A 13,296-nucleotide genomic window follows, 5' to 3' on the forward strand; every position below is an offset into this window, starting at 1 on the left:
AGGAAAACGGAAATGATGACTATGGTCATATTTATGCCATTAGTCTATCTATGTCTTCGTAAACCCTCTCCCAAAACGGTGAGAGGGTTTTTCGTTTTTCAAGGTTACTTTTTAATCCATAATGAAGTTGGAGACACAAGTAACGAAAGGAGTTCGAACAATGACTCAAAAAGCAGTTGTTTTAGATGAGCAGGCAATACGCAGAGCTTTAACAAGAATAGCTCATGAAATTATTGAAAGAAATAAAGGTATTGAGGATAGCGTCTTAGTAGGTATTAAAACTAGAGGTATCCATTTAGCAAAAAGACTAGCAGAGCGTATTGAACAAATTGAAGGAAAAAAAATTGCCATTGGTGAGCTGGATATTACGCTTTATCGAGATGATCTTTCAAAAAAGACAAACAGTCAAGAGCCACTAGTAAAAGGCTCAGACATCCCTGTTGATGTTACAAATCAAAAGGTTATTCTAGTTGATGATGTTTTATATACAGGAAGAACAGTTAGAGCAGCAATGGATGCATTAGTTGATATTGGAAGACCTGCCAATATACAATTGGCAGTTCTAGTTGATAGAGGACACCGTGAATTACCAATTCGTGCTGATTATGTAGGGAAAAACATCCCAACATCTGGCTCTGAAAAAATAGTAGTAGAGCTTCATGAAGCAGACAAAAATGATCAAGTAACAATCCATGAAAACGAATAGAACCCTTTAAAGAATAGTCCAGAGAGGCTACAAAGGGGAACAAAAAGGCTCAGGTCGCAGTATGCGAATGACGATCTTTTTGTACCTCTTTGCACCTTTTTGCAAAGAGGTTTTTTGATTTAAAAGTAAACCCTTCACACATTCTAACAACATGAAAACTCATTACGGAGGTCCTAATCGTGAAAGAAGAACAAATTATACTAGATGTAAATGATACACCTAAGCCAATGACTTGGTTAGCATTAAGCTTTCAGCATTTATTCGCGATGTTCGGAGCGACTATATTAGTACCATATCTCGTAGAATTAGATCCTGCTGTGGCACTTATCTCAAGTGGGTTAGGTACAATTGCGTTCTTACTTATTACAAAGGGAAAAGTACCTGCATATCTTGGTTCATCTTTCGCATTCATTACACCAATTATTGTTGCAAAGGCTGCAGGTGGTGTTGGAGCCGCGATGGTAGGAAGCTTCTTAGCTGGATTGGTTTACGGGATTATCGCCTTGATTATAAAAGGTACTGGTCATAAATGGATTATGAAAATACTTCCACCAGTTGTAGTAGGACCTGTTATTATCGTTATCGGTTTAGGATTAGCTGGCACTGCAGTTGGAATGGCAACGAATGATCCAACAGGTGAATATAGTTTACAGTACTTTTCAGTAGCGTTAGTAACTTTGCTAATCACAATCTTATGTTCGATCTTCTTAAAAGGATTTTTCAACTTAATACCTGTACTAATAGGGATCACAGGTGGTTACTTATACTCATTAGCAATTGGCATTATAGACTTTTCAAAAGTAACTGCTGCTGGTTGGATACAAGCTCCAAACTTTGTTATCCCATTTGTCGACTACACTCCATCAATATCATTTGAAATCATTCTATTAATGGTACCAGTGGTAGTTGTCACAATTTCTGAGCATATCGGACACCAATTGGTCTTAGGGAAAGTTGTGGGGAGAGATTATATCGAAAATCCTGGTTTACACCGTTCGATTTTAGGTGATGGGGTCGCAACAATGATCGCAGCGTTAATAGGTGGACCTCCAAATACGACATACGGTGAAAACATTGGCGTACTTGCTATTACAAGGGTTTATAGTGTGTTTATCATAGCAGGTGCCGCAGTTTTGGCTATCATCTTTGGATTCATCGGAAAAATATCTGCTTTTATTAGCACAATCCCTACACCAGTTATGGGTGGTGTATCGATACTTCTTTTCGGAATAATTGCTTCATCTGGACTTAGAATGATGATTGACAGCAAGCTTGACCTAGGTAGTAAACGAAACCTGATCATCGCATCTGTTATTCTAGTTATTGGGATTGGTGAAGCAACTTTAAAGATTGGAAACCTTGATTTACATGGAATGGCTTTAGCGGCAATCATTGGAATCATCCTAAATCTTGTTTTACCTTATGATAAAGAAGAAACAATCAATAATAATGAAATAGCATAAATTTGCTTAGATCTTTTAAAGAAAGTCCAGAGAGGCTTGGAAGGGTGTAAGGCAATGTAAGGTATACCAATACCTGAATTTGCTCTACCTTTAAACACTCTGATGGATATGAATCAGGGTGTTTTTTACTAAAAAGGATTAAAGGAGTGGTTAAGGTATGAAAAACCTTCTTACGATGAATCAGCTATCAAATGAAGAAATTCACGCGATTCTAGAAGATGCCGAGCAATACAGATTAGGAAAAGGGTGGACACCAACAAACATGGTGTTTGTCTCAAATCTTTTTTTTGAGCCTAGTACTAGAACGCGTTTCAGTTTTGAAGTCGCGGAAAAGAAATTAGGGCTTCAGGTGCTAAATTTTACTGCTGAACATTCAAGTGTTCAAAAAGGTGAAACCTTATATGATACAGTTAAAACGTTAGAATCTATCGGTGCAAATGCAGTTGTAATCAGACACCAAGAGGATCACTTTTTTGAGGATTTGATTGGTAAGGTATCGATTCCAATTATTAATGCTGGTGACGGATGTGGACACCATCCAACACAATCACTCCTAGACCTTTTAACGATTAAACAAGAATTTGGTAAATTCGAAGGGTTGACCATATCTATCCACGGGGACATTAGACATAGCCGGGTCGCACGTTCAAATGCTGAAGTATTAACAAGGCTTGGAGCAAACGTATTATTCTCTGGTCCTTCCGAGTGGCGTGACCCACTAAACACATTCGGACAATATGTAGGAGTAAATGAAGCAATTGCAAAATCAGATGTTGTCATGCTACTTCGAATTCAACATGAGAGACACGATGAAAAATCAAATGCAGAAAATTATTTACAAGAATATGGACTAACGAAAGATAGAGAAAAACAAATGAAAAAAGGTGCGATCATCATGCATCCTGCACCTGTTAATCGAGATGTTGAAATCGTTGGTGATCTTATTGAGTGTGATCGATCAAGAATCTTTAAGCAAATGGAAAATGGTGTTTTCGCAAGAATGGCTGTTTTAAAAAGAGCTTTACAACAAATTGAGCAAAATCAGGAGGTAAACAATAATGTTATTTATTCTTAAAAATGGTTTTATTTTAGATGAGCTTGGTGAGTTGAAAAAGGCAGATGTAAAAGTAGAAAACGGAAAGATTACAGAGATCGGAGAAAATCTTCTAACAGAAGGCTACGAAGTCATTCCTGTGGATGGACAGCTAGTATCAACTGGATTCATTGATTTACATGTCCATTTAAGAGAGCCTGGTGGAGAACATAAAGAAACAATCGCCACTGGAACAAAAAGCGCGGCAAAAGGTGGATTTACAACGATTGCACCAATGCCAAACACACGACCTGTTCCAGATACTAAGAAGCAAATGGAATGGTTACAAAATCGAATTAAAGAAACAGCGGTTGTAAAGGTGCTACCATATGCTTCAATTACAACAAGACAGCTTGGTGAGGAATTAACAAACTTCTCCGCACTAAAAGAAGCAGGTGCGTTCGCATTTACAGATGATGGTGTTGGTGTTCAATCAGCTGCAAAAATGCTAGAAGCGATGAAGCAAGCTGCAGCAATTGGCGCAACAATTGTTGCGCATTGTGAAGAAAATACCCTAATCAATAAAGGTTCAGTACATGAAGGTGAGTTTTCAAAGAAACATGGTATCAATGGAATACCTTCTGTATGTGAGTCTGTACATATCGCAAGAGACATTCTTCTTGCTGAAGCTGCAGGCTGTCATTACCATGTTTGTCATATTAGTACAAAGGAATCTGTTCGTGTGGTAAGAGACGCGAAACGTGCAGGAATTAAAGTAACAGCAGAAGTAACACCACATCATCTCCTATTGTGTGAAGATGATATTCCAGGATTAGATCCTAACTATAAAATGAATCCTCCTTTAAGAGGGAAAGCAGATCAGGAAGCATTGATTGAAGGCTTACTTGATGGAACAATTGATTTTATCGCAACAGATCATGCACCACATGCTGCAGAAGAAAAAGCCGAAGGGATGCAATTAGCCCCATTTGGGATTGTCGGTTTAGAAACTGCATTTCCGTTATTGTATACACATTTAGTAAAAACCAAGAAATTTTCGCTTAAACAAATCGTTGATTTCTTAACTATAAAACCTGCTCAAGCATTTGGATTATCTGGTGGAAGATTACAAGTAGGTGAGGTTGCAGATTTAACAGTGATTGATTTAGAAACAGAAGCAAAAATTGATCCAAAAGAATTTCTTTCAAAAGGAAAGAACACACCGTTTATTGACTGGGCTTGTAAAGGCTGGCCAACACTAACAATCGTAGATGGAAACATAGTTTGGAGTATAGGGGGCATCACAGTATGAAAAGACAATTAATTTTAGAAGATGGTACAGTATTTTTAGGTGAAGCATTTGGTAGTAATGAAGAAAAATTTGGAGAAGTCGTATTTAATACAGGTATGACAGGTTATCAAGAAATTCTTTCAGATCCTTCATACTGCTGGCAAATTGTAACATTAACTTATCCATTAATCGGGAACTACGGAATTAATCGAGATGATTTTGAAACAATCACTCCTTTTATTAATGGTTTTGTTGTAAAAGAATATTGTGATTTTCCTTCTAATTGGAGAAGTGAGTATTCAATCGATGAATATTTCAAAATGAAAAATATTCCTGGTATTGCAGGGATTGATACTCGTAAATTAACAAGAATTATTAGAATGCATGGAACGCTAAAAGGTGCCATTTGTTCGGCAGATGCAAATCCAGAGGAAGTTATAAATAAATTAAAAGGCACTGAATTTCCAAACAACCAAGTGCAAGTTGTATCAACGAAAACTGCCTATCCAAGTCCAGGTAGAGGTCCTCGTATTGTTTTAGTCGATTATGGGATGAAGCACGGCATTCTTAGAGAATTTAATAAACGAAATTGCGATATCGTTGTTGTTCCACATTCGGTAACGGCTGAGGAAGTTTTGCAGCTTAAACCAGATGGAATTATGCTTTCAAACGGCCCTGGGGATCCAAAGGATGTTCCAGAAGCAATTGAAATGATTAAAGGTATTATTGGGAAAGTTCCATTTTTTGGTATATGCTTAGGCCATCAACTATTTGCTTTAGCTTGTGGAGCTGATACAGAAAAAATGAAGTTTGGCCATCGTGGGTCAAACCATCCAGTTAAAGAACTTAGCACTGGTAAAGTTGACATCACATCCCAAAACCATAGCTATACAGTTAAAATAGATTCAATTAAAGATACAGAATTGGAAATTACACATGTAGCACTAAATGATGGAACTGTTGAGGGTCTAAAACATAAACATGCTAAAGCATTTTCAGTACAATACCATCCAGAGGCTTCACCAGGTCCAGAGGATGCGAACGGATTATTTGATCAATTTTTAAATCTGATTGAAGCTAATAAGAAAGAAGGGGTTCTATAATGCCAAAACGTACAGACATCAAAAAAATTCTTGTTATCGGTTCAGGCCCAATTGTAATTGGTCAAGCAGCAGAATTTGATTACGCAGGAACACAAGCATGTATCGCTCTTAAAGAAGAGGGTTATGAAGTTGTTCTAGTGAATTCAAATCCAGCAACAATAATGACTGATACGGAAATTGCAGATAAAGTTTATATTGAGCCCCTTACTGTTGAATTTTTAAGTAACATTATTCGCAAAGAGCGCCCAGATGCACTTGTCCCAACACTTGGTGGTCAAACAGGACTTAACCTTGCTGTTGAACTTGCTGAATCAGGTGTTTTAAAAGAATGTGATGTAGAGATTCTTGGAACTAAGCTTTCTGCTATCAAGCAAGCTGAGGACCGCGATCTATTCAGATCCTTAATGAATGAATTAAATGAACCAGTACCACAAAGTGATATTATTCACAATCTTGAAGAAGCTTTTGCATTTGTTAAGCAAATTGGCTATCCAGTAATCGTTAGACCAGCCTATACATTAGGGGGAACTGGCGGTGGAATCTGCGAAAATGAAGAGGAGTTAATTGAGACTGTAACTAGTGGATTAAAAAACAGTCCAGTTACACAATGTTTACTTGAGAAAAGTATTGCTGGCTTTAAAGAAATTGAATATGAAGTAATGCGCGATTCAAACGACCATGCGATTGTGGTTTGTAACATGGAAAACTTTGACCCTGTAGGCGTTCACACTGGTGATTCAATCGTTTTTGCGCCAAGTCAAACATTAAGTGACCGTGAATATCAAATGCTACGTAATGTTTCATTAAAAATCATTCGTGCGCTAAAAATTGAAGGTGGTTGTAATGTTCAGTTAGCATTAGATCCAGATAGCTTCCAATATTACATCATTGAGGTAAACCCACGTGTAAGTCGTTCATCTGCACTAGCATCGAAAGCAACAGGCTATCCAATTGCTAAGCTTGCTGCGAAAATTGCAGTAGGATTAACACTAGATGAAATGGAAAACCCTGTAACTGGAAAAACATATGCATGCTTCGAGCCAGCACTTGATTATATCGTATCAAAAATTCCGCGCTGGCCTTTTGATAAATTTGAGTCTGGAAACCGTCATTTAGGAACGCAAATGAAGGCAACTGGTGAAGTGATGGCAATCGGACGTACACTTGAAGAATCGTTTCTAAAAGCAGTTCGTTCATTAGAGTCTGATGTAGAGTACTTACGCTTAAAAGACGCGGAAACATTCTCAGATGAAATAGTTGAAAAACGGATTCGCAAAGCAGGTGATGAGCGACTATTTTATATCGCAGAAGCACTTAGAAGAGGTGTAACAAAAGAGCAAATACATGAGTGGAGTAAAATTGATTTGTTCTTCTTAATGAAAATAGAAAAAATCATCTCATTTGAGAAGATTATTAAAGAGAATCCTTATGAACTAACTACCTTACAAAAAGCAAAGGAAATGGGATTTGCAGATGCTGAAATCGCCAACCTTTGGAATTCAAATGAACGTGAAGTTTATGAGCTTCGTAAGCAAGCAAATATCATCCCTGTGTACAAAATGGTTGATACTTGTGCAGCTGAATTTGAATCTGCAACACCATATTTCTATGGTACGTTTGAAGATGAAAACGAATCAATCGTAACAGATAGAGAAAGTGTTGTTGTATTAGGCTCTGGTCCAATCCGAATTGGACAAGGTGTTGAGTTTGATTATGCAACTGTTCACTCGGTTTGGGCAATTAAGGAAGCTGGCTATGAAGCAATTATTGTAAACAACAATCCTGAAACAGTATCAACAGATTTTAGTATTTCGGATAAGCTATATTTTGAACCGTTAACTGTTGAAGATGTTATGCACATTATTGATTTAGAAAAACCAAAAGGTGTTGTCGTTCAATTCGGAGGACAAACAGCAATTAACTTAGCAAGTGAATTAGAGGCTAGAGGTGTTAAAATCCTAGGAACTTCGCTTGAAGATCTTGATCGTGCGGAAGATCGTGATAAATTTGAACAAACATTAGTGAGTTTAGGTGTCCCACAGCCACTTGGTAAAACAGCAACATCTGTTGAGCAGGCAGTTAAAATAGCAAGTAATATTGGCTATCCGGTATTAGTACGTCCATCCTATGTATTAGGTGGTCGAGCAATGGAGATTGTGTACCAAGAAACAGAACTTTTACATTACATGACTAATGCGGTAAAAATAAACCCACAACACCCAGTATTAATCGATAAATATTTAACAGGTAAAGAAATTGAGGTTGATGCAATCTCTGATGGAAATACAGTACTTATTCCAGGGATCATGGAACATATTGAACGTGCTGGTGTTCACTCTGGAGATTCAATTGCAGTATATCCACCACAATCTTTATCAAAAGAAGTAAAGAATAATATCATTGATTATACAATCAAACTTGCTAAGGGTTTAAATATCATTGGATTGTTAAACATTCAATTTGTCTTATCCAAGGGGGAGGTTTACGTACTAGAAGTAAATCCTCGTTCAAGCCGTACAGTACCATTCTTAAGTAAAATTACAGGTGTACCAATGGCTAACCTTGCAACAAAGGTAATCTTAGGTGCAAAACTTGAGAAATTAGGTTATGAAACAGGACTTTATCCTGAGAGTGAAGGCGTCTATGTTAAGGCACCTGTGTTCTCATTTGCAAAGCTTCGCAACGTAGATATTACGCTTGGACCTGAAATGAAATCAACTGGTGAGGTAATGGGGAAAGACAGCACTTTAGAAAAGGCTCTTTACAAAGCTTTAGTTGCATCAGGAATTCAAATTAAAAATCATGGCTCTGTTCTTCTAACAATTGCTGATAAAGATAAAGAAGAAGGCTTGGAGATTGCAAAGAGATTCCATCAAATCGGCTATCAAATTCTTGCAACAAGCGGAACAGCAGAACATTTAAAATCATTCAATATTCCTGCAAAAGTTGTTAATAAAATTGGCGTAGAAGAGCCAAATCTACTTGATGTAATCCGTAAAGGGGAAGCACAGTTTGTCATCAACACGCTAACCAAAGGCAAGCAGCCTGCAAGAGACGGCTTTAAAATTCGTCGTGAATCAGTTGAAAACGGTATTCCATGCTTAACATCATTAGATACAGCTGTAGCTATTTTACGTGTCCTTGAGTCAATGACATTCTCTACTGACACAATGCCTAAGATTAACAAACAGCTAGAGGTGAGCTTAACGTGATCAAACAAGAGCTGATGGTCGTTACTAAACAAGAGAAAATCGCAGAACATATTTTTCAGCTAACACTTCAAGGTGAACTTGTATCAGAAATGGGGAATCCTGGTCAATTTGTTCATCTAAAGGTAACAGAGGGGTCTACACCACTCTTAAGAAGACCAATCAGTATTTCTGAAATTAATCTAGAAAAAAAGCAATTCACTATGATATACAGAGCAGAAGGGGCTGGCACACAGCTCCTTTCTAAAAAGAAAACGGAAGATGTTGTTGATGTATTAGGTCCTTTAGGTAATGGATTTCCAATTGGCGAAATCGAAAAAGGTCAAACGGCCTTACTAGTAGGTGGCGGTATTGGTGTTCCACCTTTACTAGAATTATCGAGACAATTGGTTGCAAAAGGTGTAAATGTTCAACATGTATTAGGGTTTCAATCAAAATCTGCTGTCTTTCTTGAAGAAGAATTTACTATGCTCGGAAAAACGATAATCTCAACAGATGATGGTACTTACGGGTATCAAGGTTTTGTCACGGATGCGATTAAAGATCATAACATACAATTTGATACGATGTTTTCTTGTGGTCCAACACCAATGCTTAAAGCCCTTGAGAGGCTTCATGGACATAAACCGTTATTTTTGTCACTAGAGGAGAGAATGGGATGTGGCATTGGTGCATGTTTTGCATGTGTGTGTCACACGGGTGATGATCCAACTGGTACAAGCTATAAAAAGGTATGTAGTGATGGCCCTGTGTTTAAGGCCGGAGAGGTGGTTTTATAATCATGTTACAAGTTAACTTACCTGGGTTATCGCTTAAAAACCCGATTATGCCAGCATCCGGTTGCTTTGGCTTTGGACGTGAATATAGTAAGCTTTATGACTTAAGTCAACTTGGTTCGATAATGATTAAAGCAAGTACTCAAGAACCACGTTTTGGAAATCCAACACCACGTGTAGCTGAAACAGAAGCTGGTATGCTTAATGCAATTGGGCTTCAAAACCCAGGCGTAGAAAAAGTAGTCTCTAGTGAACTTGTCTGGCTTGAACAATATGATGTACCAATTATTGCAAATGTTGCTGGTTCGCAAATTGAAGACTATGTCTATGTTGCGGATAAGATTAGTCAGTCAAAAAATGTTCATGCGCTTGAATTAAATATCTCATGCCCTAATGTAAAAACTGGTGGAATTGCATTCGGAACGATACCGGAAATTGCTGCTCAATTAACAAGAGCAGTAAAAGAGGTTTCAAATGTACCTGTATATGTAAAGCTTTCACCCAATGTTGCGAACATCGTTGACATGGCAAAAGCTATTGAACAAGCAGGTGCCGATGGATTGACAATGATCAATACGTTAATAGGTATGAGGCTTGACATAAAAACAGGTAAACCTGTTATTGCGAATAAAACAGGTGGTTTATCAGGACCTGCAATTAAACCTGTTGCAATAAGGATGATCTATGAAGTAAGCCAAGCTGTAAACATTCCAATTATCGGAATGGGTGGCGTTCAAACGGTTGATGATGTAATCGAATTTTTATATGCGGGTGCAAGTGCAGTAGCAGTAGGGACAGCTAACTTTGTGAATCCGTTTGTATGCCCAGAAATTATCAATCAACTACCTGGCAGATTAAAAGAGCTAGGTTTTGAGCATGTAACGGAATGTATCGGAAGGAGCTGGAAGTAATGATCGAAAGACCTCTAATTATTGCACTTGATTTCAAGGATCACGCAGAAGTAGATGAATTTTTGAATCATTTTCATGATGAAAAGCTTTTCGTAAAGGTAGGAATGGAGCTATTTTATCAAGAAGGCCCTGCGATTATTTCCCATATAAAGCAACGTGGACATGATATTTTCCTAGATTTAAAACTACATGATATTCCAAACACAGTAAAACAAGCGATGCGAGGTTTAGCTAAACTTGATGTTGATCTTGTGAATGTACATGCAGCAGGAGGGAAAAAAATGATGGAAGCAGCAATTGAAGGCTTAGAAGCTGGAACACCTGCAGGAAAACAGCGTCCAGCATGTATTGCTGTTACACAGCTAACAAGTACATCCCAAGCAATGGTTGAAACAGAATTGTTAATTAATGAAAAGATAGATAACGTTGTTCTTCATTATGCCAATATGGCTAAGGAGAGTGGCTTAGATGGTGTCGTTTGTTCAACACATGAGGTTGTAGCAATAAATGAAAAGCTCAGTTCGTCATTTATGACGGTTACACCTGGAATCCGTATGAGAGAGGATTCTGCTGATGATCAAACGAGAATCGCAACACCAGATCAAGCTCGTCGCCTAGGTTCTACAGCAATTGTCGTTGGAAGAAGTATTACAAAACAACAAGATCCATATAAAGCATATCTGAAAGTGAAAAATTCTTGGGAGGAAATAGAATCATGAAACAATCAATTGCAAAACATCTATTAGAAATCAAGGCAGTCTATCTCCAACCAAATGAACCTTTTACATGGTCTAGTGGAATAAAATCACCTATTTATTGTGATAATCGCCTAACATTATCATTTCCAGAAATCCGCACACAAATTGCAGAAGGCCTTGCCGGCTTAATAAAAGATCATTTTCCAGGAGTAGAGGTAATTGCTGGAACTGCAACAGCTGGTATTCCACATGCTGCATGGGTAAGTGATAAATTAAACTTGCCAATGTGTTATGTGCGAAGTAAAGCAAAAGGACACGGTAAAGGTAATCAAATCGAAGGCCAAGTATCGGAAAACCAAAAGGTTGTTGTTGTTGAAGATCTTATCTCAACTGGAGGAAGTGCAATTACGGCTGTTGAGGCTCTTCGTGCGTCAGGTTGTGAAGTACTTGGGATCGTTTCGATTTTCACTTATGGTCTTGCAGTTGGAGAAGAAAAGCTTAATGATGCAAACGTAGCAGCAAAGTCATTATGTGATTATGATACATTAATTGAAGTTGCCGCTAAAGAAGGATATGTAAGTGAACAAGAGCTTAACAAGTTAAAAATGTGGAGAGAAAATCCCTCATCAGAAGCTTGGTTAGAAAATTAAAAGCATAAGAAAAAAACTGTTAGAAGGCCATTTTCTTGAGTGATAGAGGGTGGCTTTCTTTGTCTTTTGTGAATATCTCCGCTAATGCCAGCACAACTTTGTTTTTAAGCATATAATTGGATTATCTCATTTAATTTTGATAACTTTAATAAAATGAAAAGAAGTGCTAATTCTATGCTGAGGTGATGAAGATGAATTTAAATGATTGGTTTTTTAAAGGGCTTACATTTGAACAATATAAAAATCAGATGACTGTAAATAAAAATGAGTTGCTTTCTATCTATGACCGTTTTATTTTAAATGAAGATGATGATGTCCTTTTAGAGAAGATTCAAGGGAAACAACTTAGAGTAATTGTTTTGACCGAAGACTGGTGTGGTGATGCACTTGTTAATAATCCTATTTTGTTAAAAATTGCAGAAGCTTCTAATATGGAGGTGCGATTTTTACTAAGAGATCAAAATCTTGAGCTAATGGATCAATATTTGACAAATGGTACTTCTCGTGCGATTCCAATCTTTATTTTTATTGATCAAAATGGAGATGAACAAGCTGTTTGGGGACCAAGAGCACAGAAGATACAAAACTTAGTTGATCTTGAAAGAAGGGCACTACCAGCAAACGATTCACCAGACTTCAAAGATAAGCAAATGGAGATGTATAAAAAGCTCCGGAATTCTTATCTAAATGATGAGTCAATCTGGGAAACGATTTCTTATAGTATTATTACACTACTTAAAGGTAAGGATCTTCATCATCAATAAATTTGATAAATATATAATAGGTCAAAATCGAAGAGCAGTGGATTTCACGAGATGAAATGCACTGCTTTTTATGGTGATTGACTTTTTTTAACATAACTGAAGAGGGGAAAACAATTTTATTTTTACATTGATGCCCTGTTAATCATAAAATGTTTGAATATCAGTTTAACCATTTTCCTAAGCTTGGTTACAGTTGTATTGGTCTTGATTATCATGGTTTGGGGAAATCAGATAGGCAGTTAATTTGCGTGGGTGAAGGCAATCAATTAAAGAGGATTGCCTTTTTGGAACAGAAAAAATTGCTATTTTAGTAAAGAGTGATTTTACAAACTTGAAACCATAAAAATAAACGCAGCAACCGCACCTGTCAAAAAGCATCCTTTGTAAACGAGATTAAACCATTTATCAGGAATTTTCACTTTTTCTAAAACAACGAACAACGCAAGCCCAAGTAAAGAAAAAATGTAGGCGTGTTTCGTGGATTTTATTTCATTTAAAAAGTGTCTGTTTGGTTTATACATAAACACATATGCTATACAAAAACAAAAAAGATAAAAACCAACAATTGAATATAAAATATTCAGAATGATCCCCCACATACTTGCTTCACTCCCAATTCTGTCTATTAGTACTAGTTTACGAGGTGCAAAAAGGAATATGCTTATTGCAAAACAAGTTTTACCCTTGAATAT

12 protein-coding genes are annotated in these 13,296 nt (G+C 37.1%); 11 read left to right on the plus strand and 1 reads right to left on the minus strand.

The window, feature by feature from the left end:
• Positions 1 to 160: 160 nt before the first annotated feature.
• From pyrR to HUW50_RS19455, 11 genes are all read left to right on the plus strand, one after another.
• Positions 161 to 706, plus strand: coding sequence for a bifunctional pyr operon transcriptional regulator/uracil phosphoribosyltransferase PyrR (gene pyrR, locus HUW50_RS19405; protein ID WP_066337944.1), 546 nt, complete (start codon positions 161 to 163; stop codon positions 704 to 706).
• A 227-nt stretch (positions 707 to 933) separates the two neighbouring features.
• Positions 934 to 2,169: a solute carrier family 23 protein gene (locus tag HUW50_RS19410; protein WP_066338035.1), complete on the plus strand. Its 1,236-nt coding sequence runs from the start codon at positions 934 to 936 to the stop codon at positions 2,167 to 2,169.
• A 157-nt stretch (positions 2,170 to 2,326) separates the two neighbouring features.
• Positions 2,327 to 3,244 (plus strand): aspartate carbamoyltransferase catalytic subunit, encoded by a 918-nt coding sequence (locus tag HUW50_RS19415; protein ID WP_066337942.1) that lies wholly within the window; start codon positions 2,327 to 2,329, stop codon positions 3,242 to 3,244.
• Positions 3,228 to 4,514: a dihydroorotase gene (locus HUW50_RS19420; protein ID WP_185653125.1), complete on the plus strand. Its 1,287-nt coding sequence runs from the start codon at positions 3,228 to 3,230 to the stop codon at positions 4,512 to 4,514. Before HUW50_RS19415 ends, HUW50_RS19420 begins: the two co-directional genes overlap by 17 nt.
• Positions 4,511 to 5,596, plus strand: a complete 1,086-nt coding sequence (locus HUW50_RS19425; protein ID WP_066337937.1) for a carbamoyl phosphate synthase small subunit — start codon at positions 4,511 to 4,513, stop codon at positions 5,594 to 5,596. Before HUW50_RS19420 ends, HUW50_RS19425 begins: the two co-directional genes overlap by 4 nt.
• The gene (carB, locus tag HUW50_RS19430) at positions 5,596 to 8,808 is read left to right on the plus strand and encodes a carbamoyl-phosphate synthase large subunit (RefSeq protein WP_066337935.1); all 3,213 of its coding nucleotides are present in this window, start codon (positions 5,596 to 5,598) and stop codon (positions 8,806 to 8,808) included. The genes HUW50_RS19425 and carB overlap by 1 nt, the downstream gene beginning before the upstream one ends.
• Positions 8,805 to 9,584, plus strand: coding sequence for a dihydroorotate dehydrogenase electron transfer subunit (locus HUW50_RS19435; protein ID WP_066337932.1), 780 nt, complete (start codon positions 8,805 to 8,807; stop codon positions 9,582 to 9,584). The genes carB and HUW50_RS19435 overlap by 4 nt, the downstream gene beginning before the upstream one ends.
• Complete coding sequence (locus HUW50_RS19440) at positions 9,581 to 10,492, plus strand: dihydroorotate dehydrogenase (protein ID WP_157094489.1); 912 nt, start codon at positions 9,581 to 9,583, stop codon at positions 10,490 to 10,492. The genes HUW50_RS19435 and HUW50_RS19440 overlap by 4 nt, the downstream gene beginning before the upstream one ends.
• Before the next feature lie 2 nt (positions 10,493 to 10,494).
• Positions 10,495 to 11,211 carry an orotidine-5'-phosphate decarboxylase gene (gene pyrF, locus HUW50_RS19445; RefSeq protein ID WP_066338033.1) on the plus strand — a complete coding sequence of 239 codons (717 nt, stop codon included), beginning with the start codon at positions 10,495 to 10,497 and terminating at the stop codon, positions 11,209 to 11,211.
• Positions 11,208 to 11,840 (plus strand): orotate phosphoribosyltransferase, encoded by a 633-nt coding sequence (gene pyrE, locus HUW50_RS19450; protein ID WP_066337928.1) that lies wholly within the window; start codon positions 11,208 to 11,210, stop codon positions 11,838 to 11,840. Before pyrF ends, pyrE begins: the two co-directional genes overlap by 4 nt.
• Positions 11,841 to 12,031: 191 nt before the next feature.
• Positions 12,032 to 12,604 carry a thioredoxin family protein gene (locus tag HUW50_RS19455; protein WP_066337927.1) on the plus strand — a complete coding sequence of 191 codons (573 nt, stop codon included), beginning with the start codon at positions 12,032 to 12,034 and terminating at the stop codon, positions 12,602 to 12,604.
• Between the two features lie 323 nt (positions 12,605 to 12,927).
• Here HUW50_RS19455 and HUW50_RS19460 read toward each other — a convergent pair whose 3' ends face one another.
• Positions 12,928 to 13,203, minus strand: a complete 276-nt coding sequence (locus tag HUW50_RS19460; protein ID WP_066337926.1) for a hypothetical protein — start codon at positions 13,201 to 13,203, stop codon at positions 12,928 to 12,930.
• Between the last annotated feature and the right edge of the window lie 93 nt (positions 13,204 to 13,296).

Origin of the sequence: Metabacillus sp. KUDC1714 (genome assembly GCF_014217835.1) — a bacterium.
Taxonomy (GTDB): Bacteria; Bacillota; Bacilli; order Bacillales; family Bacillaceae; genus Metabacillus; species Metabacillus rhizosphaerae.